This window comes from Paraburkholderia sp. WS6, from assembly GCF_030464835.1.
Classification (GTDB): domain Bacteria; phylum Pseudomonadota; class Gammaproteobacteria; order Burkholderiales; family Burkholderiaceae; genus Paraburkholderia; species Paraburkholderia madseniana.
Genome location: NZ_JALQCK010000008.1, coordinates 153,352 through 177,309, shown reverse-complemented (window position 1 = coordinate 177,309; position 23,958 = coordinate 153,352). Strand labels below are relative to the sequence as shown.

15 protein-coding genes are annotated in these 23,958 nt (G+C 61.8%); 6 read left to right on the top strand and 9 right to left on the bottom strand.

Annotated elements, in window-relative coordinates; genetic code table 11:
• Nucleotides 1-71: 71 nt before the first annotated feature.
• The 4 genes from M0D64_RS12495 to M0D64_RS12480 form a co-directional block, all read right to left on the bottom strand.
• On the bottom strand, nt 72-4,274 hold the full coding sequence (locus M0D64_RS12495) for a bifunctional nitrate reductase/sulfite reductase flavoprotein subunit alpha (RefSeq protein WP_266257904.1): 4,203 nt from the start codon (nt 4,272-4,274) through the stop codon (nt 72-74).
• Between the two features lie 43 nt (nt 4,275-4,317).
• Entirely contained in the window at nt 4,318-4,671 is a 354-nt protein-coding gene (nirD, locus tag M0D64_RS12490; protein WP_266257903.1) for a nitrite reductase small subunit NirD, read from the bottom strand.
• Between the two features lie 36 nt (nt 4,672-4,707).
• Nucleotides 4,708-7,248 (bottom strand): nitrite reductase large subunit NirB, encoded by a 2,541-nt coding sequence (nirB, locus tag M0D64_RS12485; RefSeq protein WP_266257902.1) that lies wholly within the window; start codon nt 7,246-7,248, stop codon nt 4,708-4,710.
• Between the two features lie 786 nt (nt 7,249-8,034).
• Nucleotides 8,035-8,910, bottom strand: coding sequence for an MOSC domain-containing protein (locus M0D64_RS12480; RefSeq protein ID WP_266257901.1), 876 nt, complete (start codon nt 8,908-8,910; stop codon nt 8,035-8,037).
• A gap of 63 nt (nt 8,911-8,973) precedes the next feature.
• Here M0D64_RS12480 and M0D64_RS12475 point away from each other — a divergent pair, with 63 nt between their 5' ends.
• The 3 genes from M0D64_RS12475 (at nt 8,974) to M0D64_RS12465 (ending at nt 11,967) form a co-directional block, all read left to right on the top strand.
• Nucleotides 8,974-9,249, top strand: coding sequence for a hypothetical protein (locus M0D64_RS12475; RefSeq protein ID WP_266257900.1), 276 nt, complete (start codon nt 8,974-8,976; stop codon nt 9,247-9,249).
• A 36-nt stretch (nt 9,250-9,285) separates the two neighbouring features.
• The gene (locus tag M0D64_RS12470; protein ID WP_054037573.1) at nt 9,286-9,690 is read left to right on the top strand and encodes a heme-binding protein; all 405 of its coding nucleotides are present in this window, start codon (nt 9,286-9,288) and stop codon (nt 9,688-9,690) included.
• A 102-nt stretch (nt 9,691-9,792) separates the two neighbouring features.
• Nucleotides 9,793-11,967 (top strand): malate synthase G, encoded by a 2,175-nt coding sequence (locus tag M0D64_RS12465; protein WP_266257899.1) that lies wholly within the window; start codon nt 9,793-9,795, stop codon nt 11,965-11,967.
• Nucleotides 11,968-12,153: 186 nt separating this feature from the next.
• Here M0D64_RS12465 and galU read toward each other — a convergent pair whose 3' ends face one another.
• Both galU and M0D64_RS12455 read right to left on the bottom strand, forming a co-directional pair.
• Nucleotides 12,154-13,071 carry a UTP--glucose-1-phosphate uridylyltransferase GalU gene (galU, locus tag M0D64_RS12460; RefSeq protein ID WP_154559287.1) on the bottom strand — a complete coding sequence of 306 codons (918 nt, stop codon included), beginning with the start codon at nt 13,069-13,071 and terminating at the stop codon, nt 12,154-12,156.
• Between the two features lie 306 nt (nt 13,072-13,377).
• Nucleotides 13,378-13,521, bottom strand: coding sequence for a hypothetical protein (locus M0D64_RS12455; RefSeq protein WP_165923841.1), 144 nt, complete (start codon nt 13,519-13,521; stop codon nt 13,378-13,380).
• Nucleotides 13,522-13,764: 243 nt separating this feature from the next.
• Here M0D64_RS12455 and M0D64_RS12450 point away from each other — a divergent pair, with 243 nt between their 5' ends.
• On the top strand, nt 13,765-14,967 hold the full coding sequence (locus M0D64_RS12450) for an acyltransferase (RefSeq protein WP_266257898.1): 1,203 nt from the start codon (nt 13,765-13,767) through the stop codon (nt 14,965-14,967).
• Nucleotides 14,968-15,231: 264 nt separating this feature from the next.
• On the opposite strand, the gene M0D64_RS12445 is transcribed toward M0D64_RS12450, so the two are convergent.
• The 3 genes from M0D64_RS12445 to M0D64_RS12435 all read right to left on the bottom strand — a co-directional run bounded on the left by M0D64_RS12445 (nt 15,232) and on the right by M0D64_RS12435 (nt 21,410).
• Nucleotides 15,232-17,679 (bottom strand): glycosyltransferase family 4 protein, encoded by a 2,448-nt coding sequence (locus M0D64_RS12445; protein WP_266257897.1) that lies wholly within the window; start codon nt 17,677-17,679, stop codon nt 15,232-15,234.
• On the bottom strand, nt 17,676-19,142 hold the full coding sequence (locus M0D64_RS12440; protein WP_154559284.1) for a flippase: 1,467 nt from the start codon (nt 19,140-19,142) through the stop codon (nt 17,676-17,678). Before M0D64_RS12440 ends, M0D64_RS12445 begins: the two co-directional genes overlap by 4 nt.
• A 66-nt stretch (nt 19,143-19,208) precedes the next feature.
• Nucleotides 19,209-21,410: a hypothetical protein gene (locus tag M0D64_RS12435; RefSeq protein WP_266257896.1), complete on the bottom strand. Its 2,202-nt coding sequence runs from the start codon at nt 21,408-21,410 to the stop codon at nt 19,209-19,211.
• A gap of 687 nt (nt 21,411-22,097) precedes the next feature.
• On the opposite strand from M0D64_RS12435, the gene M0D64_RS12430 reads away from it, so the two are divergent.
• The gene (locus M0D64_RS12430; RefSeq protein WP_266257895.1) at nt 22,098-23,186 is read left to right on the top strand and encodes an acyltransferase; all 1,089 of its coding nucleotides are present in this window, start codon (nt 22,098-22,100) and stop codon (nt 23,184-23,186) included.
• The gene (locus M0D64_RS12425) at nt 23,183-23,914 is read left to right on the top strand and encodes an SGNH/GDSL hydrolase family protein (RefSeq protein WP_266257894.1); all 732 of its coding nucleotides are present in this window, start codon (nt 23,183-23,185) and stop codon (nt 23,912-23,914) included. Before M0D64_RS12430 ends, M0D64_RS12425 begins: the two co-directional genes overlap by 4 nt.
• Nucleotides 23,915-23,958 lie beyond the last annotated feature (44 nt).

The window sequence follows — 23,958 nt, the reverse complement described above, 5'->3', positions numbered from 1 at the left end:
CTCTGCTTCTGAAGCTTGCCTGCGTACTCTTTGAAACTGTGATGCAGCGACCGTGCCGGCCGCTTCAAAAATCAATAAACGTCGCGTGCATAGCGCTTTTCTTGCGCTAAACGGCCCACATACTCAGCGGCTTTTTCTTCGCTCATCCCCCCGTGCTGAGCAACCACATGCCTGAGCGTCGCGTCGACGTCTCTTGCCATCCGGTTTGCGTCGCCGCAAACGTAGAAATGCGCACCTTCTTCGAGCCATGCCCACACTTGCGCACCCTGCTCGCGCATGCGGTCCTGCACATAGATCTTTTCCGTTTGATCGCGCGAGAAAGCGACGTCGAGCCGGGTCAGCACACCGCTGTCACGCATCGCTTCCAGTTCGTCGCGATAGTAGAAATCGGTGGCCGCATGTTGCTCGCCGAAGAACAGCCAGTTGCGCCCCTTGTCGCCGCGTGCACGCCGCTCGTGCAGAAAGCCGCGAAACGGTGCAACGCCGGTTCCCGGACCGACCATGATGATCGGCGTGTCAGAACTATGAGGAGGCCGAAAGTGTGCGGATTTCTGCACGAATACCGGCACATTCACGTCCCCGGCGCGATCGGCGAGGAACGTCGACGATACGCCCTTGCGATGGCGGCGGCCATTGCTGTAGCGAACCGCGGCAACCGTCAGATGAACTTCGCCAGGATGTGCTTTCGGACTCGACGCAATCGAATACAAACGCGGCTGCAGGCGCTTGAGCATGCCGGTCAATTCGGTGGCCGTCAGGTCCACGGGAAATTCGTGGAGTACGTCGGCGAGTTGTTGGCCCCACAACCATTGTTTGAGATCGGATTTGCGTGCCGGCGTCAACAGATCGCGCAATGCGCCGTTGCTGCTTCGGGCAGCGATGAATGCCAGTGAGTCAGGGTTGGGGCGAGCGATTTCGTAGTGCTTGCCGAGCGCGTCGGCGAGGCGCATGTCGCCCACACCGGACACATTGACCGCGGCGTCGGCGCTCAGGCCGCTCAGGCTGATCAATTCGTCTACCAGTTCAGGACAATTGCTCGGCCATACGCCCAGCGCATCGCCGGCTTCGTATTCGAGGCCCGAGTCGACCGTGCTCAAGGAGAAGTAGCGCGTATCCTTGGCTGCGCCCTGCTTGTTCAGTTGCAGGTTCCTGACGAGCCGCGAGGCGGCCGGACGCGTTTTGGTCGGCACGGCGCCGGGCACCACGGCATTGATCATGCCGCCCGGCGGCACTGCGTGCAGCGCGGCATCTTCTTCCTTGATGCGCAGGATGATGCTTTCGAGCCACGCGTCGGCATTCTCCTGATACTCGCTGTCGCAGTCGACGCGATCCATCAGACGCACCGCGCCTTGCGCAGCGAGACGTTCATCCAGACGGCGGCCGTGACCGCAGAATTGATCGTAGTTGCGATCGCCCAGCGCGAGCACCGCGTAGCGCAGACCTTCGAGACGAGGCGCTGCGTCGCTGGCGAGTTGGGACCAGAAACCTTGCGCGTTATCAGGCGGATCGCCGTCGCCGAAGGTGCTCGACATCAGCAGCACGTATTGCGCTTTCGCGAGCGCCGACACCTGATAGTCCGCCATACACGACGTGCGGATTTCGAAGCCCGACTCCATCAGACGCGTGGCATAACGCTCGGTCAGCGATTCCGTGTTGCCGGTTTGCGAGGCCCACAGCAAGGTCACTTTGGGCCGCACGCGCAAGATGCGCACACTGGACGCATGCGCCGCTTCAGAATGCGGTGCGGCAAGCGCACCTGCCGGCGCGGCCGCATGGGTTCCGCTGCGGCTATAGAGTCCGGCCAGCAAACCGTCCACATACAAGCGGTTCACCGGATCGAACGGCGCGCCTGCCGGAAGGACCGGCACGCTGTCGATGCCCTGTCCTTCAGCCGAACGCAGGCCACTGACGAAACCGGCCAGATACGCCCGCTCGGTTTCCGTGAACGAAGGCGCGAGTGTCTGCGGAAGCTGCAACAGGCTAGTCAATGCATTGATGCGGGGCATTTCCAGTTCCTCGGTGTTCGCCGATATAGCACTTGCTGTCGCCGGGTCGACTGCAGCGGCAGGCGCATCGATGAGCGTCTCGTCATCCGCATTCGAAACCGGCTCGATGACGTCGAGCGCAACCGGGCTCAGCGCGACCGCACAGAACTTGAGTTCGGGTTGCTGCGAGATCGGATCGATTGCATCGCTGGTGACGGCGTTGATGCACAGGTCGTCGCCGAAGACGTCGTTCCAGTGCATCGGCGCGAAGCAGTTGCCTGCTTGCACGCGCTCCGTGACGACCGCCGGCAATACAACACGCCCACGGCGCGAACGGATCTCAACCGGATCTTTTGCCTTGATGCCAAGCGTGGCAGCGTCTTCGGGATGAATCTCGACGAACGGGCCCGGGTTCAGCTTGTTGAGCATCGCGACCTTGCCGGTCTTGGTCATGGTGTGCCATTGATGCTGCAAGCGGCCCGTGTTTAACACGATCGGAAATTCCCGATCGGGCAATTCGGCCGGGGCTGCAAAGGCGCGGGCAAAGAACACCGCTTTGCCGCTTGCGGTCGGGAACACGAGCCGCGGAAGGCTGCCGTCGGGCCGTTCCTTCAGCGTCTGGCTGACGCCGTCGTTGATGTAGCGAATGGGATTGCGGTCTGCTGCGCCGTCGGAAGCAAGCGGCCATTGCAGCGGTGTTTCCATCAGACGGCGATAGCTCGCGCCGCGCAGGTCGTAACCCGTTTTCGGATTCGATGCACGGGTGATCTCTGCGAACACTTCCTCGGCGCTCGCATAGGCAAACGCATCGGCGAAACCCATTTCACACGCGACACGCGCGATGATCTGCCAATCCGCCAACGCAGCGCCCGGCGGTTCGATGCCCTTTCGCATCAGCGTCAGGTTGCGCTCGGAGTTGATCATCACACCTTCAGCTTCGGCCCACAGCGCGCCGGGCAACAGCACATCGGCGTAACGGTTGGTCTCGGTGTCGAGGAAGGCATCCTGTGAAATCACGAGCTCGGCCGCGCGCAAACCAGCGATCGCGTTCTGACGGTTCGCAACGCTCGCCACCGGATTCGTGCAGATGATCCAGCACGCCTTGATTTCGCCCGCAGCCATGCGAGTGAACATATCGATCGTGCCATTGCCCACTTCAGTCTTCAGCGTACCCTTCGGAATGCCCCACAGATCTTCGATAAACACGCGGTCTTCTTCGACCAGCACGGAACGTTGCCCCGGCAAACCGGGCCCCATGTACCCCATTTCTCGGCCGCCCATCGCATTGGGCTGCCCGGTCAGCGAGAACGGTCCACTGCCACGGCGGCAGATCTTGCCCGTCGCCAGATGCAGATTGCAGATTGCATTCGTGTGCCATGTGCCATGCGTGCTTTGATTCAGGCCCATGGTCCAACAACTGATCCACTCCGGCGCGGCGCCGACCATTTGCGCGGCCTGGCGGATGTTTTCTACAGAAAGGCCCGTAATCGCCGACACATTTTCCGGCGTGTAGTCCGCGAGGAAAGCGGGCATTCCGTCCCAGCCTTCGGTGAGGTCCGCAATAAAATCCGCATCCGTGTGGCCGTTTTCGTGCAGCAAATGCAGCAAGCCGTTCAGCAACGCTAGATCGGTACCCGGCTTGATCTGCAGAAAGAGATCGGCCTTGTCAGCCGTCGTATTGCGGCGCGGATCGATCACAACCAGTTTCGCACCCGCCTTCACGCGATCCATCATCCGCAGGAACAGAATCGGGTGACAGTCGGCCATATTCGCGCCGATCACGAAGAACAGGTCGGCATGATCGATGTCTTCGTACGATCCCGGCGGGCCGTCCGCGCCGAGCGAAAGCTTGTAGCCGCTGCCCGCGCTCGCCATGCACAGACGCGAATTCGATTCGATGTTGTTGGTGCCAACAAAGCCCTTGGCAAGCTTGTTGACGAGGTACTGCGCCTCGATCGACATCTGTCCCGATACGTAGAACGACAGCGCGTCCGGTCCGTGTTCGTCGAGCAGGCCGCGCAAACGCGCCGCCGTGGTGCTGATCGCCTGCGCCATCGGCAGCGGCGTCGGATCCTGGTCGCGTGCATGACGCACGAACGCGCCTTCCAGACGACCCGACTTGCGCAACGCGACGTGCGCCGACTGGCCCTTCGTGCAGAGCCGCCCGAAGTTGGCCGGATGCTCTTTATCGCCGGAGATCTTGACGACCTGCCCGTCCTCGACGTGCAGCACCATTCCGCAGCCAACGCCGCAGTAGGGGCACACCGTTTTGACGCTATTGGAGGACATGGCAGGCGACGTCGTTCGAGAAGGTTGACAAAAAATCAGTGACTCACACCGCGACCCACACCTGCCCGCTTTCCACCCGCGCGGCGTACGCGCTGACGGAATACGCCGGTGTTTCGAGGCACTCGCCGGTGCGCAGATCGAAGTGATGCTTGTAGATCGGCGAAGCGACGACGAGACGCTCGCCGAGATTGCCGATCAGCCCACGCGAGAGCACAGCCGCCTGCGAGCCCGGATCGTAGTTTTCGATCGCATACACGACGGTGTCCGCGTCGCCGATGCTCACATGAAACACCGCCACCTGTTCGCCGTTGACGAGCGCGCACACGCCCGTGTTGGGGACGATCTCGTCGAGCGGGCAAATCGGCGTCCAGGCAAGCGGAAGGCGGTCAAGGTTCATGGCGGAAGTCCTCGGTGAATAACGCAAAAAAAAGAATCAAACGGTTTCGGCAACCACAGGAATCGAAGCGAGCTTCGATCGGCGCTCGACCACCGTCGCGGGCCGGATCTGGCCACGTTCCTCGACGAAGGTGACATTGCTGTCCGGTTCGCCGCTGTTGACGAAGTGACGGAAGCGCTTGCGCGTTTCAGGATCGGTGACGGCCCGCTTCCATTCGCATTCGTAGGTGTCGACCACGTGCTGCATTTCCACTTCGAGTTCCGCAGCCACGCCCAGGCGATCGTTCACGACCACATCGATCAGATAGTCGAGCCCGCCTTCGAGGTTGTCGCGCCATACGCTGGTGCGTTGCAGACGGTCCGCCGTGCGCACGTAGAACATCAGGAAGCGGTCGATGTAGCGCACCAGGGTTTCCTTATCGAGGTCCGAGGCAAGCAGTTCGGCATGGCGCGGTTTCATCCCGCCGTTGCCGCACACGTAGAGATTCCAGCCCTTCTCGGTGGCGATGATGCCGACGTCCTTGCCCTGTGCCTCCGCGCATTCGCGAGTGCAGCCGGATACGCCGAACTTGATCTTGTGCGGTGTGCGCAGGCCTTTGTAGCGATTCTCGAGTTCAACCGCGAGGCCCACCGAATCGCCGACACCGTAACGGCACCACGTCGAGCCGACGCACGACTTAACGGTGCGCAGCGATTTGCCGTACGCGTGGCCCGATTCGAAACCGGCCGCAATCAATTCTTCCCAGATGAACGGCAGTTGTTCGACGCGAGCACCGAACAGATCGACTCGCTGACCACCGGTGATCTTCGTGTAGAGGCCGTATTTCTTCGCCACCTGGCCGACGGCGATCAGACCGTCCGGCGTCACTTCGCCGCCCGCCATGCGCGGCACGACCGAATAGGTGCCGTCGCGCTGGATGTTGGCGAGGTAGTAATCGTTGGTGTCCTGCAGCGCCGCGTGCTCCTTCTTCAGCACGAATTCGTTCCAGCACGACGCAAGAATGCTTGCCACCGCCGGTTTGCAGATATCGCAGCCGAGGCCGTGGCCATGCTTCGACAGCAACTCGCCGAAGCTGCGCACGCCCTCCACGCGCACGAGGTGATACAACTCCTGGCGCGAATACGGGAAGTGCTCGCACACGTGGTTGTTGACCGCGAGGCCCTGCTTTTTCATCTCGGCCTTCATCACCTGCGTGACGAGCGGCACGCAGCCGCCGCACGACGTGCCGGCCTGGGTCGCGCACTTCAAGGCGCCGATGTCGGTCGCGCCCGCGCACACGGCGGCACAGAGGTCACCCTTCGAGACGTTGTTGCACGAACAGATTTGCGCGCCGGCGGGCAATGCCTCGACGCCGAGCGCCGGTTTCGCCTGACCGTCGGACGACGGCAGGATCAGGAATTCGGGCGACGCCGGCAACTCGATCCGGTTCAGCATCATCTGCAGCAGCGTGCCGTATTCGCTCGCATCGCCGACCATCACGCCGCCGAGCAGATACTTGCCGCATTCGGACACGACCAGCTTCTTGTAGACCTGCTTGCGTTCGTCGCTGAACTGATAGGCGCGGCTGCCTGGCGTGCTGCCATGCGCGTCGCCGATGCTCGCGACGTCCACGCCCATCAGCTTCAACTTGGTGCTCATGTCGGCGCCGGCGAATTCCGCCGAGTCGCCGTGCAGTTGCTTCGCCACCGCGCGTGCCATCTCATAGCCGGGCGCGACGAGGCCGAACAGCTTGCCCTCCCACAGCGCGCACTCGCCGATCGCGTAGATGTGCGGATCGCTGGTGCGGCACGCGTTGTCGATCACGATGCCACCGCGTTCGCCGAGTGCGAGGCCGGTTTCGCGCGCGAGATCGTCACGCGGACGGATGCCCGCGGAGAACACGATCATGTCGGTGTCGAGGTGACTGCCGTCGGCGAATTGCATGCGATGCGTGCCCGTCTCGCCATCGACAATCGCCGAGGTGTTCTTCTGCGTGTGCACCGTCACGCCGAGTTCTTCGATCTTGGCGCGCAGCACGCGGCCTCCGCCTTCGTCGACCTGCACCGCCATCAGGCGCGGGGCGAACTCGACCACGTGCGTTTCCAGCCCCATGTCGCGCAACGCCTTCGCGCATTCGAGGCCAAGCAGGCCGCCGCCGACCACCGTACCGGTCTTCGAACGGGCGCCGCATTCCTGCATCGCTTCGAGGTCGTCAATGGTGCGGTAGACAAAGCAGTCCGCGCGTTCGCGGCCTTGCACGGGCGGCACAAATGGATAGGAACCCGTAGCGAACACCAGCTTGTCGTACGGCAAGGTCTCACCGGTCGATACCGTTACGGTGCGCGCGTCGCGATCGATCGCCACGGCTTTTGCATTGAGCTTCAGCAAGACGTTCTGGCGCTCGAAGAAACCCGGCTCGACGAGCGACAGATCGTCCGCCGTCTTACCCGCGAAGAATTCGGACAGGTGCACGCGGTCGTACGCCGGGCGTGATTCCTCGCACAGCACGGTGATGTCGAGCCCATGCGCCGCGTCTTGCGCCAGGCATTCGACCAGTTTGTGGCCGACCATCCCGTGACCGATAACGATGATTTTCATGACCGCGGCTTCCTCAATGTGCTGGGCTCGAATCGCTGCCGGCTGGCTGCTGCGCGAAAGCGATTCCGGAAATAAAAACGGCGTCCCGCGAACCCAGTCGATGACTGAGTTCGGGGGACGCCGTTGTCCTGACCTGTGCTGCGGCGAGTACTTTGTTGTTGCACTCGCGACGGATCCACGTTGATCCGATGGCAAGGCTTAACGCAAAGGTTGTGCCAATCGAGTGAGATTCCCGCTGCAGCCCCGTGGGGCGGGCTTTGCGGCATATGACACGGGTCTGCTGTCAGCAGGATGTGGGGCACGTCTTGATGCAGCGAGGCACAGGGATGGTGCGACGCAGCACCGTGCGCGTGCGGGCAGTGTTTCGCGGCACTTAGCGACACTCACCGCGCACGATCTGACCGATCGGTATGGAAATATACCTACACAGGTTGTAGATCCGCTCTGTGTGCCGGCCGTTATGGACCGATGGTGGCGAAGCCCAACCCGATGTTCTTGCAGATCAGACGCAGGATCGAGGACACGGCGTAGATGCGGCTGCCCGCTTCGCTATCCCGTGCGATTCGCGCTACCTCGTCCTCCCGAGCGGCAATTTGTTCGTAAGAAAGCCGTGCCAGATACCTTGCCGGAATGACCGAAGAAAACAGAATAGTGAGCTTCGATTCTGTCGGGACTTCAAATTGCTCAATACAGGCGCGAGTCGTTACGCTCCGGATTCAATCATCATTTCGTCAAGCCCGTGCCGATGCCGGTGATCCTCGCGGCGCTGACCGGGCGTGACCGGCGTTAATCGCCAAAGCCCAATTCAGCGTCGACCGTTTGCCCGACACGCAGCCACGCCCCGGCCCCGCGCGCGACGAGCGCGTTGTTGCCGAATGTCACCGCACCATCCCGCTGCGGATTCGCCCGGTAGACGCTCATCGTGTCGGTCGGCTCGTTCGGCCAATCGGGATCGGGCGCGCCCTTCGCCTGATCGATAGTCGGCATCGGACAGCGCGAGCATGGCTTGACCAGTTGCAGTTGCACGGCCTCCTCCTCTGCGCCGTCGACACTCAGACTCTCGACATAATCCTCTTCGTACGCATCGAGTCCCGTCAGCACGACGTTGGGGCGAAACCGGTCCATCGGAATCGACGGCGCGCCTTTACTGTTCAGGCGCACGTTCAGATCGTCGAGTGAGGCCTGGCCGATCACCAGCAGCGGAAAACCATCGGCGAAATACGTGGTGGCCCCGGGGACGCTAGCGGTGTAGTCCTGATCGACCTGCCGTTCGCGTTCGGGATCGAAGCGCAGAAGCCGCGACGGCACGCCGAGAAACGCTGAAAACCACGCTGCGCTCTCTTCTCCGGTGTCGAGTCCATAGGCCGCGTCGCGCCAGACCACGGTTTGCACCTTGTGCGGAGCGCTCAGCCTGGCGGCGTCGAGCGGCGTGCGCAACTCGCTCATGCCCGGCGCGCGGATCACGAGTTCATGTTCGCCGAGCTCGACCCTGATCAGCGCCATGCGCGGATACGCTCGCTGTGTGAGCATTGCGCCGCTCGGGTCAGTGACCATCCAGCATCGATCGTATTCGAGGCCGGTGGCGAGCAGGCGTGCTTCGTTCAACGCAATGCCGGCGCAGGATTTGATCGGATAGACGAAAAGCTCGCTGATGGTAGGCATAGTGTGAGTGGTGTGGGAAACACGCGCTTTTTGTGTTGAACTCCGATTGTAAAGCGCCGGCGCGTGCTGCCGGGCATCGGTTGCGCCGAATTTGAGCGGCCTATTGAGCTGCGTATTGAGCAGCACATTAAGCGGCCCGCCCCGGAACGCCTGCTGCGCAAGAGTTTGCGCCGCGCGAGCGCGAATCCGGCGGGATTCGACGCGCTGCCTGAAACCGGCCGGGCGATGCGGCCGTTTCTTCCGGTCGCGCTTGGACGTAAAATCCCCAATCGAACCGCTCGGGCAAAGACAGGGCCGACGCCGGGCACACTCCGGCGCGTCACTGGATTCAACGTGTAGAAGCATCCCTACCATAAACGAAACAGGAAATTCATTATGCTGAGCAAACCCGTGTTGACCGTTGCCGAAACGACCCGAATCCTCGAAGCCGCCCGCGCGGAGGCCGAGAAGAACCAGTGGGCCGTTGCCATCGTGGTGGTCGACGACGGCGGCCATCAACTCGGCATGCTGCGTCTGGACGGCAGCGCGCCGGCCAGCGCGTACATCGCGACGGAAAAAGCCCGCACTTCGGCGATCGGCCGCCGCGAAACCAAGGTATACGAAGACATGATCAACAACGGCCGCACGGCATTCCTGAGCGCACCGCTGCAAGGCACGCTGGAAGGCGGCGTGCCGGTGATCGTCGACGGCCAGGTGGTCGGCGCGGTCGGCGTGTCGGGCGTCAAGTCGGATCAGGACGCACAAATCGCCAAGGCGGGTATTCAGGCAATCGCCGCTTAATTCCGGAGCCATTCGGAATCCGTTCAAAGCGGCGGCAATAAAAACGAAGCACAACACGGACCGATGCCCCCTCATCGGTCCCATTCAAGGATGGAGCAGTCGATGACTCAGATGAACATGCGCGGTGGACTGCAAGTCGCCGCCAACCTCGACCAGTTCGTCGAAACCGAAGCCCTGCCCGGCACCGGAATCGACAGCGCCGCATTCTGGTCAGGTTTCGACGCCCTCGTGCATGAGCTGGCGCCGAAAAACCGTGCGCTGCTGGCCGAGCGCGACCGCCTGCAAACCGAACTCGATACATGGAATCGCGCCAATCCGGGTCCGGTGCGCGATCTGCGCGCGTACCGTGCCTTCCTCGAAGGCATCGGCTACATCGTGCCGTCGCCGGCAAGCGTCAAAGCCACGACCGACCACGTGGACACCGAAATCGCCGAACAGGCCGGCCCGCAGCTCGTCGTGCCGCTGTCGAATCAGCGCTATGCGCTGAACGCGGCCAACGCACGCTGGGGCAGCCTGTACGACGCGCTGTACGGCACCGATGCGATCCCCGAGACCAACGGCGCAGAAAAGCAGAAGGCCTTCAACCCGGTGCGTGGCGCCGCGGTGATCGCTTATGCCCGCAAGTTTCTCGACCAGGCCGCCCCGCTCGCGAACGGCTCGCACGTCGACGCCACGCTGTATAGCGTCGAAGGCGGCAAGCTCGTCGTCACGCTGAAGAGCGGCAAGACCGAACTGAAAACGCCGGCGCAGTTCATCGGCTATCAGGGCGACGCGAGCTCACCGTCCGCCGTGCTGTTGAAGCACAACGGCCTGCACTTCGAAATCCAGATCGACGCGAACGATTCGATCGGCAAGACCGATTCGGCGCACGTGAAGGATGTGCTGGTCGAAGCCGCGGTGAGCACGATCATCGACTGCGAAGACTCCGTTGCAGCAGTGGATGCGGACGACAAGGTCCAGCTCTATCGCAACTGGCTCGGCCTGATGAACGGCACCCTGACGGAAGAAGTCACGAAGGGTGGCAAGACCTTCACGCGCAGTCTGAACACCGATCGCGTGTACACCGCCGCGAACGGCACGGCGCCGATCGTGCTGCATGGCCGCTCGCTGCTGTTTATCCGCAACGTCGGTCATTTGATGACGAATCCGGCCGTGCTGACGAAAGACGGCAAGGAGATTCCGGAAGGCATTCTCGATGGTGTCATCACCACGCTGTGCGCGCTGCACGACCGCAAGCACAAGCTGAATTCGCGCACCGGTTCGATCTATATCGTGAAGCCGAAAATGCACGGCCCGGCCGAAGTCGCGTTCGCGAGCGAACTGTTCGCGCGCGTCGAAGACCTGTTCAAGCTGCCGCGCAACACGATCAAGATGGGCATCATGGACGAGGAGCGCCGCACCAGCGTCAACCTGCTCGCCTGTATCGGCGAAGCGTCCGAGCGCGTCGCGTTCATCAACACGGGCTTCCTCGACCGCACCGGCGATGAAATGCACACGGCGATGGAAGCCGGCCCGATGATGCGCAAGGGCGACATGAAGTCGAGCGCATGGATTGCCGCGTACGAGCGCAGCAACGTGCTGGTCGGTTTGAGCGCGGGCCTGCGTGGCCGCTCGCAGATCGGCAAGGGCATGTGGGCGATGCCGGACCTGATGCACGCCATGCTCGAACAGAAGATCGCGCATCCGAAGGCCGGTGCGAACACCGCATGGGTGCCCTCGCCGACCGCCGCGACGCTGCACGCGCTGCACTATCACCAGGTCGACGTGCAGGCGGTTCAGCAGGAGCTCGAACGCACGGACTACTCGAAGGTGCGCGACGAACTGCTCGACGGCCTGTTGACGATTCCGGTTGTTGCCGAAGCGAAGTGGAACGCGGATGAGATCCGCAGCGAAGTCGAGAACAACGTGCAAGGCATTCTCGGCTACGTGGTGCGTTGGGTCGATCAGGGCGTGGGTTGCTCGAAGGTGCCGGACATTCACAACGTCGGTCTGATGGAAGACCGTGCAACGCTGCGTATCTCCAGCCAGCACATTGCGAACTGGCTGCATCACGGCGTGGTGACGCGCGAGCTGGTCGAAGAAACCTTCAAGCGCATGGCGAAGGTGGTCGACGAGCAGAACGCGGGCGATCCGCACTACCAGCCCATGGCGCCGGGCTTCGACACGCTGGCGTTCAAGGCGGCGCAGGCGCTGGTGTTCGAAGGACGTGAACAGCCGAGCGGCTATACGGAACCGTTGCTGCATAAGTTCCGGCTGGAAGTGAAGAAGGCGCAGTAAAGGCCTTTTGCGCGTGGCTTGGGTATAAGGCTCGATCTTCCGGGCCCGCCTGAGTCTTGAATCTCAGCCGCAAACCAGGCCAGATAAGCAGGCCAGATAGAAAGACGGGCGCCGCATCATGCGGCGCCCGTTTTAATTTGCGCGGTAGTGCTGCGCGTTGCTTCTGCGTGAAAGGTCTCCTACACGTTAAGCTGCTTCAGCCGTGTACTGCGCCGGCACGCTGGCCTGCATATTCGCCTGCATATAGGTTTGCAAATACGCTTCGAATTCCGCCTTCACTTCCGGATGACGCAGCGCGAATTCCACCGTCGCCTTCAGATAGCCCAACTTGCTGCCGCAATCGAAGCGTGTGCCGAAGTAGCGGTACGCGAGCACCTGTTCTTCGGTCAGCAGCGATTGCACCGCGTCGGTCAATTGCAGCTCACCGCCCGCGCCCGGCTTGAGCGCGCGGATATGCTTGAAGATGGTCGGCATCAACACGTAGCGGCCCACCACGCCGAGGTTCGACGGGGCCTTGTCCGGCGCCGGCTTTTCGACGATGCCTGACAGCTTGATCACATTGTCTTCCCACTCGCGGCCATCCACCACGCCGTACGAACGGCTGTCTTCGCGCGCAATGGTTTCGACGCCGATCACCGAGCTGTGATAGTGGTTGAAGGTGTCGACGAGCTGGCTCATCACCGGCTTCGAGCTGTGCAGCAAGTCGTCCGCCAGAATCACGGCGAACGGGCTGTCGCCCACCAGTTTCTCGGCGCACAGCACCGCGTGCCCCAGACCGAGGGCTTCGGCCTGACGCACATAGAAGCAGTCGACGTTAGCCGGCTTGATGCTGCGCACGAGGTCGAGCAGCTTCTGCTTGTTGCGTGCCTCGAGTTCCGCCTCGATCTCGTAGGACTTGTCGAAATGATCTTCGATGGCGCGCTTGCTGCGGCCCGTCACGAAGATCATCTCGGTGATGCCGGCGGCAATCGCTTCTTCAACCGCGTATTGAATCAGCGGCTTGTCGACGATCGGCAGCATTTCCTTGGGGCTTGCTTTGGTAGCCGGCAAAAAGCGTGTCCCGAGGCCCGCTACGGGAAACACGGCTTTGGTGACTTTCAGCATGGTTGGCATTCCCACATCGGTTAGAAATTAGTGTGTTCGCGGGCCTCGCGGCCACTCGATGTCGCCGAAAAGACTAACAAAAAAATTAATCCATTTCGTGCGTTAATTTTTCTCGATTCGAATAAATAATTCGATTGGCTTTCAATATTCCGGATCGTGACATGCATCAGGAAACAATTACGTGCCGGCAGCGAATTATTTTCTGAAATCCCGAAAATTTTACGTATCCGGCGAAGCGGATCGCAGGTCACCTCAAGCGTGTCCGGGGGCGCATGGTCGATGCACGACGGCGCTCCCGGACACCGCTCATTCGTTCTCGTCGAGCTGGGGCAGCTTGCCCGGGTTCATCCGAAAACGGCGGATCGGTTCGTTGCGCAGCGCCTCCCGGTAGGCGGAGGCGGCGACAAGGATCAGCAGCACGGCAATGCCGGCGAGTAAATGCAGGTTCATGACTTCACCTCTGGTCAAGAGAATCCGTGCCTTAAATTAGCACAACAAAACCGGCAAATAATTCGATGTAGCAAGTACTTATACGGAATTACACTTCGTCACAAAATCGCCATTTAATTCGATTTCCCACGCAATTTTTTATCGATTTTTTACCTCCGTGGTGCACTAGCATGTGATGCACCGCGGGCGCGCACGGCGTGCCCGGGGGATAAGCTTTTTCTTCCTTCAGATTAAGGACCGCGCATGAGCGACTCAGCACTGGATGCCGCCGGCTCATCCCTGCCCCTTTCCCCGTCACGAAAGGCCGCCGCGCCGCGCGCGCAGAGCGAAGCGCGCGCCGAGAGCGCCGGCAAGGAACATGTAATCGACGCCATGCGGGGCTTCGCCGCGCTTCTGGTCGCCTATTTTCATTGCCGCCAGGTCGAATGGGTGGGCATGCAGACCTTTCACCAGAGCGTCGGCCATTCTTTCAGTCTGAGTACGATCGCCGCCTACCTGACCTTCCCGATTGCGTGGGGTTCGGCCGGCGTGCCGATTTTCTTCGTGATCAGCGGCTACTGCATTCATCGCGGCGGCGCGCTACGTCTGGCAAAAAATCCCGACTACCGGCTCGACACCGGCAATTTCTGGATCCGCCGGTTCGCGCGCATTTATCCGGTATTGCTGGCGGCCCTCGTGCTGACTTTCGCGCTCGACTGGGCCAGCTTGCAGTTGCCGCCGGTCAACCACAAGATCCGCGAGATCGGCCTGCAGGCATTCCTCGTCAACCTGTTTTCGCTGCAAGGCGTGGCCGGCAAGACGTTTGGGTCGAACGGCGCGCTCTGGACGCTATCGCTCGAAGTGCAGTTCTACGCGATCTATCCGCTGCTGTTCGCGCTGCGCCGGCGTCTGGGCATGACTTCCGTGCTGGCGATCGTCGCGGTCATTAATGTGGTGTCCGCCTATGTGCTCGAACGCCACGACATGCAGTTCTTCACGTCCTATTGGTTTTCGTGGACGCTCGGCGCGTGGATCGCCGACGCGAAGGCCCGTAGCGCGCCGGATGCGCGTTCGTCGGTCTGGCTCTACGCACTCGCCGCGGCGTTCATTGCGCTCGGCTGCGCGGCGTTTCATTTCGGCCAGTACGGCGCATTCCAGTTCTGGGCCGTCGGTTTCGCGTTCTATCTGTACAAGGCACTGGAACGCCGCAATGCCGATACCCCGGGCGTGCGCCTCCTGTCACGGTTCGGCGATTTCAGCTTCTCGCTGTATCTGATCCATCTGCCCATCTTCGTGCTGCTGTCGTCGATCCTGTTCCGCTCGTCGCTGCAGATGTCGATCTGGCCGTCGTTCGGCTACATGCTGGTGGCCGTGCCGGTGGCCTACGTGTTCTACCGGCTGGTCGAACTGCCGGCGATGAAGTGGTCCGCGAGTTTCAAACCGAAGAATGTAGTGAAGCCAGCCTGAGAGCGATGCAGTAGAAAGATCGGAGAAACACACTGTTCAGTTCAGAAACAGAGGTTTCTCCTTCGACAATGTGAGCAAGCCGTGCCGCCGGGATCACGTTGTACAACCCAGTTGCATAGGTGGTGTGTAGCGCGAAAAAAACGGAGCGGAAGTCCTCAGGACTTTCGCTCCGCTGCGCTAACGACAGGGACTGGCCGAGCCCCTGCCTACCCCCGCGTTAAATCACTTTGCACGTTCATCCGCTTAAGCGCCCGCGCAAGCCCCTCAACGCCCCGCCACGCGCTTCAGAATTCGTTCGACACCTTCCACATACGTTGCCGTCCCGAACCGGCTCAACGCCGTCTGATAGCCATTTCTGACCAGCCTGTTACGCAGGTCGTCGTTCGAGCGCAACTCGGCGAGCGTATCGGCGAGACCATGCGCGTCGCCGGGGGTGCATAGCACGCCGTTCTCGTAATCGTCGATGATCTCCAGCACGCCGCCCGCGCGTGCCGCCACCACCGGCCGCTGCGCCAGCATCCCCTCGACGATCACGCGACCGAACGGCTCCGGCGTGATCGACGTATGGACGACCGCATCGACCGCGCACATGCAAGCCGGTATGTCGTGCTGGAAGCCGAGGAAATGCACCCGGCCACCCAGGTTGTGCGCGGCGACGAACGCATGCAACTCGATCTCGTACGCGTCCTCGCCGAACAGCGGCGCACCCACCAGCACGGCATGCATCTGCGGATTGAGGACCATCGCTTCGAGCAACACGTGTTGGCCCTTCCAGCGCGCGAGGCGGCTGAACGAGCCGACCAGAAACGCATCCTGCGGCAGGTTCAGGCGCTGGCGCAACGTCGCTTGCGGGACCGTACGCAACGCGTCGAACGGCGCCGCGGAAATACCGTTGAACACCACGTCGATACGCTTTTTGTCGAAGTGCGTGAGTTCCGCGAAGGCGCGAGCGGAAGCCGCCGAATTGGCGATCACGTGCGTGAGGCCGAGACGCGCGCACCACTTGATAATCGCCAGTTGCTTGCCGCCAAAATGCTCGGGACTCACGATATCCCGCAGATGCCAGACCACCGGCCGCCTGGCAAGCTTGCCGGCAATCGCGCCGATTACCATCGCGCGCTGCGTGTTCGCGTAGATCACCTCGGCGTCGCGCGCGCGTTTCGCGGTGGCACGCACGAGCGACATCAGACCCTTGAGCGCCTGGCCCTTCGGCAACGAACCGCCCTGCTTGCGGACGTTGCGCAATGCACCGGCGTCCAGCACGTTGACGGTCACGCCGGCTTTGGCCAAAGCAGTGCGGAACGGGCCGTCGTCGAACAGTACGACTTCGATGCGCGAGCGCAAAGCTTTGACGATTTCCAGCAGCGATAACTCGGCGCCGCCGAGCACCCCACTCTGGTCGACCGCGAGGATGCGCGGTGCGTTGGCACCTGGCTCTGCTTTATACGGAACGTACGGCGGCAGCGTCGCCGAGCGCAATGCCGGCACCGAAGCCCGCACGTGGGCGAAGAAACGTTCGCGGAAATTCGCGGCCGAGAACTGCTCGGCGTTCGCGCGGCAATCCACCGGCGAAAAACGCTTCACGTGCCCGTCGAATCGCTCGACCGCCGCAATGATCGACTCGACGTTCTGTTCGTCGAAGAACATGCCCGTGGGCCGCGACTCGGACAGATCGCGCACGGTTTCAAGCGCCCCGCCCTTGCCGTAGGCGATCACCGGCGTGCCGCAGGCCTGCGCTTCGACCACTGAAATGCCGAAGTCTTCTTCCGCGGCGAACACGAAAGCTTTCGCGCGGCTCATCTTTTCCTTGAGCACCTTGAACGGCTGATAGCCCATGATCTCGACATTCGGGCCGGCCTTTGCGCGGATCTTCTGCATGTCGGGGCCATCGCCAATCACCACCAGCTTGCGCTCCGGCATCTGCGCGAACGCTTCGACGATCAGATCGATCTTCTTGTACGGCACCATCCGCGAGGCGGTCAGATAGAAATCATCCTTGTCGGTGCATAGCGCAAACGCTTCGACATCGACAGGCGGAAAGATCACCTGCGCTTCGCGCTGATAAACCTTCCTGATCCGCCGCGCGATGAAATCGGAGTTTGCAACAAAGCCGTCCACCGAGTTCGACGTGCGGATATCCCAGTTGCGGATGTAGTGCAGAATCAGCCGCGCCATCGCGGACTTCGGCCCGGCGGTCAGCTTCGACTGCTGCAGGTACTGATGCTGCAGATCCCATGCGTAGCGAATCGGCGAATGCACGTAGCTGATATGCACCTGATCGGGGCCGGTCAGAACGCCCTTCGCGACCGCGTGACTGCTGGAAATCACCACGTCGTAGGCCGACACGTCGAGCTGCTCGATCGCGAGCGGCATCAAGGGCAGATACGTGCGGTATTTGGTCCGTGCAAGCGGCAGTTTCTGGATGAACGAGGTGGTGACCGGCTTGCCACGCAGAAAGCTGCGGTCGTCGAGAAAATCGACGAGGCTGAACAGGTCCGCGTCCGGAAAGCACGCGACAATCTGTTCGAGCACCTTCTCGGCGCCCGCATAGGTGACGAGCCAGTCGTGCACGATCGCGACACGCACCGTCTTGTCGGTACGCAACGCCGAGCGGCGCGACGGCGCCTGAACACCGGGAACGGTGGTGAGTTCAGCCAGTGCGCTGCGCGTCGCAGGTTGCAGCACGGCTTCTTCAAGGACTTCGTGGTTCATGCGCTTTTCCTCGGATTCAGTCGCAACAGCAGTGAACGCGCAAGATCGCGCAAAGCGGGTGTCATCGTGATCGACCAGGCGACGTTCGCGCCAACCATCAACAGGCCGGCGACGATCGCCAAGGCGAGACTCGGCAGGAAGCTGGCAAGCCACAGGCTGGCCAGCAGAAAAGCGAGGTGGGCGAGCATGTCGAGCGCGATCTGGCGGGCGCGAATCGCCGACAGGCGCAGCAGCACGGCGTAATCGAACAGCGCCCGGCCGGCCACGGCCATCGCCGCGCCGGTCAAACCGAAATGGGTAATGCCGAGCCACAACGCCCCTGCAAACAGAGGCAATTCAAACAGGCCGACGCGCGCGGCGGTGGCGGGGTTGACTTGCGACTGAATCAGAATCCGCGTGACGTTCGCCTGGCCGACGAGCCACACGGCGACGATCATGATCCGGCCCACCGGCGCGGCCACGGTGGCGATCTCATTGCCGACCCACAGATGCAGGAACGGTTCGAGCACCAGCATCGCGACCAACGCGACCGGCGTGAACACGCCGTTAAGGAATTCGAGCGATTGCTGCGTGATGGTGTCCGCATCCGCGCGGCCCACGGCTGAGAGCCGTGGAAACAACGTGCGCACCAGCGCGGTCGGCACGATATTCAGACGCGTCACGAGGTTCTGCGGCACCGTGTAGTAGGTGACGAAACGCGCGCCGAGACTCGTGCCGAGCATCACGCGGTCGAGCGATTCGGCGATCATGTTAGTGACGCTCGCAATCAGCATCCAGCCGCCGAAGTTGAAGAGTCCCTTCGCCACGCCGAGTTGCGGCGGCAGAACACTGCGGATGTCCAACACCTTCAGCGCGGAGCGGCCCAGCAGAATCGCTGCGAGAATCCGTGCGAACACCGCCGCGGCGAGTACGTTCTGCAAGGTCGCCCCCAGCCACAAAGCAGCGCCGAGCGGCAGCAACTGGAACAGAAAGGTACCGATCGTCTGATTGGTGTTGTAGACACCAAAGCGTTCCGCGCCGTTGATCGCACCGGCGAACACCCACGACACGTTGGCAATCGGAATCGCCACCGCGAGCCACGGCAGCGCCATATAGACCTCATGCTGCAACTCGGGCGACACCTTGGTGAAGTACGCGGTGTACAGAAACGCGCCGAAATAGATGATCAGCCCGCCGATCACACCGGTCGCGAGGTTGAGCCACGTCGCGCTCCAGAACACGCGCGCGCTCTCGCCCTTGTCGCCCGAGGCGCGTGCCTTCGAGATGTGATTCTGCGCGGCCATGCTCATGCCGAGATCGAGAATCCCGAAGTAGCCGATCAGGGTCCAAACGAGACTGATCACGCCGTAGCGCTCGACGCCGAGCAGCTTGATATACGACGGCACGGTCACGAGCGAGACGAAAGTCGGCAGCACCAACCCGAAGAAGTTGATCGCTACGTTCTTGAGAATGCCTTTGTCCATCGGATGCCTTGGGTTTGACTACATTTGCCTGGTATTGCGAAGAAAGCGGTCATGCCATGCGTTGTGTCATGGTTTCCAGCGATACATCATCACTTTCCCGCGCGCGTCTTCTTCGACGAACACGAGGTACTCGCCATTGCTGCGCTTCGCGGCGCTGATGCCGTTGGGCACATCGACCCAACCCGACGCGCTGCCCACTTCCGGGCCTGGACGGATCACGCCGAGTTCCTTGCCAGTGTCCTTGTCCCACACGTGCACTGCGCCGACCGGCTCGACGCCGAAGAGGTATTGCCCTTCAACGGTGAGGCCGATGATCGTGGCGATAGGCTTGGTTTGCGTCGTCCACGGCAGCGTGATCGAATAGCGCTGCACCGGATTGCCGCTCGACCATTTGTCGTAGCGCACCAGCACGCGGCCTACCTCTTTCCAGAAGCCGCGATCCACCGGCGTATCGGGCGTATAGCCGGTCACATACATCGTGTCGGTGTCGGGCTCGTAGATCGCGCGATGCAGTTCGGTGAACGGTTGCGGCACCGGGTACTGCGTCAGGTTCGAATACGAGTAGATGGGGTTGCCCTTCGCATCGAGTCCGCCGAAACGGAAGCGATAAATGCCCTTGTTATCTCGGGTGCGCCAGATATCGCCGGCGCTATCGACCCACCAGCCCCAGCCGCCCGCGAGCTTCGTGCCGCTCGTGTTGAGCGTGAATTCGTCCGTGTTGAACTTGCCGTCGCCGTTCACGTCGCGCCAGATCCAGTCGCCCCCCGGCGGCGCGTTCGGCACCTTGGAGACCGCGCGCTCACGCCCGGCGATGAAGCCCGAAGGAATCGCAGTCTCGCCGTCGTGCTGCGGATCGAAGCGATAGATCTTCAGGTGGTCCGCGTACATGTCGGTCAAGTACAGAAACGTGCGGCCCTTGAGCTTGCGAGCGATCGGCAAGCCGGGATATTGATCGGTGTGAAAGACCGGGTCGTCGGGATACTTGAAGCGGTTCGACAGAAAGCCCGCGTATTTCCAGTCCTGCCCCGCAGGCTTCGAGAGATCGAGTTCGAAGCGCTTGTTGCCGGTATAGACGCTGTCCGGACGCGACGGATCGATCCACGCGCCGTCGACGAACAACAAGCCTTGCACCTGCCAGTTCTGTTTGCCATCCGGCGCGTAACTCTCGAGCGTGGCACCGAGGCCCGCGCCGATCGGTTCGTAGCGTGGTCCGATGCCGTTGGTCGACACATAGACGTTGCCGCGTGCATCCACGCCAACGCCGGTCAAACCGTTGAAGCGCTGCGGGCCTGGCTTGCCGGGCGTACCGCTGAAAATGCCACCGCGTTCACCGAGCGAGCCCGACTCCGCATAACGGCCGTTGCCCTTGCTGAAAAACAGCACCTGTTGACGCGGGCCGTTGTCCGCGATCAGAACGCGGCCCTGTGCATCCAAAGCGATATCGACCGCGACCGTATCGGCGGGCAACGTGAATGTTTCGTCGATGCGCTTGCCCGCGGCGGTGTAGTGCTCCACTTGCGGCGCCTTATCGTTGCGCGTGCCGCTCAACACCCAGAGCGTGCCGTCGGGGGCTAGCGCGATACGGCCCGGCTCGTGCACAGTCCAGGTTGTTTTCTGCTGCATCGATTCCGCGTCATACACTTCGATGCGATCGCGCGCCGTGTTCGCCGCGTAAAGCGTGCTGTCATTCGCCGCCATGCCGCCGATTTCGGCACTCGTGCCGGTCGGCACTTCGTTCATCATCAGAAAGCCCGCTGCGAGTTGCGCATGCGGGTCAGCGCTTTTCGCGGCCGGCTGGAACGGCGCGGCGCGCTTCGGATCGGCGATCTGCCGACGCGAAATGCCGAACCACTGTTTGCCCTTTTCCGGCCACACGCCCTGCTCGACCAGACGTCCTTTCTCGTTGCCGACTTCGATCGCCACGAAGGCGTACTTGCGATTCACCGCGATCGCGCTGCCGCCGCCGTTGCCCCAACCATGCGTGCCGCCCGCGAAGCCGAGCATCTTGCCGTTCTGGTAGACGCTCGCTTCGGCGCCGCTTTCGTCCCACGGCGCGTTCGTATAGACCTTGCCGTCAGGCGCGACCGCAATCGCGGTGATGTTGATCTGCGTCCACGTGCCATCGCCGAAACCGAAGGTGTTACCGATCCAGGAATTTTTCGCGTTCAACACGGTTTCCGCGGATGCCGTGAAGCTGACCGACGCCGCCGTCATTCCGGCCGCATAGGCAAACACAGCAATCCAGGTTTTGAACGTGAAACGGGCCAAAGTTATTCCTCCAATCAGGGCCGTGCCGCGATCAGGCAACGGGCCCGCGCGGATGCAAAATCCAATGAGATGACGGCTGAGGCCGCTAGCAGCGACGCAAGAACACGAGACTGATTCCCGCAAGACACGACGTATAAGAAGGGGCTTAGTAATCAGGCTCATCACAGCGCCCACGGTCCAACGCGAACCCGATCGAATACGAGCAGTCGGCGCGTGACGCACGCGCCATCCCCGGCCACCCGTCCACACGGCTCACATTACGCGGAAAGAATGCCGCGACGAAAATCGAAAATAATTCAAAAATATTCGGCGCTTTAAGCATCGTGAAAGAAAATGATTTAAAAATCGATTAAATGAAAATGGACGTGAACGCCTGCGTCCCGCAGTGCCCTTGCGCCCCATCCTTACCGATGTAGCCTGATTCCGGCTGCACTTCTTACGGATTGCGACAGCCACAAGGCACAAGCATAAAAATCTATTGCGAATGGATAACGAAACACCCTGTTGCAATCTGATTCATTTATCTATTTCATTCCCGTTTTTTCATCAATTTATTTTCCCTAGAATCGAATGCACTTCCGTTGCGACGCGAAGCGAGCGCGCCCTTGCCCTCAAGCCCTGTTCCTGACTTGAGAAGACTTGCGCGATCCTTCGCCCGGCCCATCCGCTTCACACCATGGACGGTTCATGACTGCTAGCGCACTGCCCTTAGCGCCTTCTCACTCTCGCCGCATCGTGCAGCTCGACGGTTTGCGCGCCATCGCTGTGCTCGCGGTATTCGCCCAGCACGCCTTGAAAGCGCCGCTGTGGATGGGCGTCGATCTGTTTTTTGTTTTGAGCGGTTTCCTGATTACCGGCATCCTGCTCGAACGAAAGGCGCGTCAGCAGTCGTATTTCGGCTATTTCTATGCACGCCGGGCGCGGCGCATCCTGCCGCCTTATCTGCTGCTGATGGCGGTGTCGTCGATTCTGTTCGGCTTCGGCTGGGCGCAGCACTGGCAGTGGTATGCGTTCTTCGCGACCAATATCGGCGACGCGCTCAATCAAAGCGGTCACGACAGCCTGAATGTGCTGTGGTCACTGGCGGTCGAAGAGCAGTTCTATATCTTCTGGCCGTTCGTGATCCTGCTGCTGCCCGAGCGCGTGCTCGGCTACGCGGCGGCCGCGTTGATCGTGCTGGTGCCGGTGCTGCGCGCGGTCGCCACGCCCTGGTTCGATTCGTTCTGGCCGATCTATTACCTGACGCCGTTCCGCATGGACCTGTTGGCGGCCGGCGCGTTGCTCGCCGTCGCCGTACGGCGCGATCGCAATGCACTCGAACCGTTCAAGGGTCTCGCCGTGCTCGGCTTTTTTGCCGCGCTCGCGGTGCTGGCGTGGCTGCATCTGCACTATCCGCGGTTCCGGGCGGCCAATACGCCGCTGTCGAACGCCGCGCTCTACAGCGTTTCGTTGGTGCTTTGTACTTCGGTCGTGGTCATCGCCCTGCAAAGCAAGGGCATCGTCAAGCGACTGCTGTGCAACCCCGTGCTGGTCTATATCGGCACGATCAGCTACACGATCTATCTGATTCACCTGAGCGTGCTGTACACGCTGTGGCCGCTGCATCTGAACCGCTATCTGACCGCGGCGCTCGCACTCGCGATCACCCTCGCCTACGCCAGCATCACGTGGTTCGCGTTCGAAAAACGCTTGATCTTCGGCTCGGCGGGCAAAGCCCATGCGTCCGCCGGCAGCGTGCCGGGGGGCGCATCGCAAGCGCCGCAAAGCCGCGCATGAGGCGCCGCGCGTGGTTCGCTGCGGGCGTGTCGGCCGCTGCGTCAGTGCTGGTTTCGCTGACACTGGATGCGCACGCCAGCGGACCGGCATCGCAGGTGCTGGTGGACGCCTACGGCGATTCGACCACGCTCGGCATTACGTGCAGCGACGGCCACTGCGGACCGCAGGCGCAAAACGCCGTGTCGTATCTGCAGGACGAATTGCAGGCCAGGTACGGTCAACGGGTGCGCGTCACGAACTACGGCGTGGGCGGCACGATGGCCAGCCAACTGCGCGACGGCACCGGCAACCGCCGCGCCGGCCCGACCGCCGGCCTGCCGTGGCAGGAACGGCTCGCCGCTTCGCCCGCGCAGATCGTGTTGATCAACTACGGCATTAACGAAGTGATGCGGAACCAGACGCCCGAGCAGTTTTACGCGGCCGAAACGACGCTCGTGAAAACGGCCCGCGCGCTCGGCAAAGAGCCGGTTCTACAGACCTCGAACCCGATGCCCGACAACCGCCTGAACGCGCGGCTCGCCGAGATGGTCGCGATGACGCGACGGGTGGCCGCCGAACAGCAGGTGCCGCTCGTCGATCAGTTCGCGTACGTCAGCAATCTGCCGGACTGGAAGACGCTGATGTCCGACGGCGCGCATCCCAAGCCGGGTTTGTACCGGCTCAAGGCGGAACAGGATTTTCAGGTCGTCGATCCGCTGGTGCGGCGACTGCTGGACGGCACGCTTTGAAGCTCCTTTTTCAAGTGCACTTCTCTTTCTCTTTTACCAATATC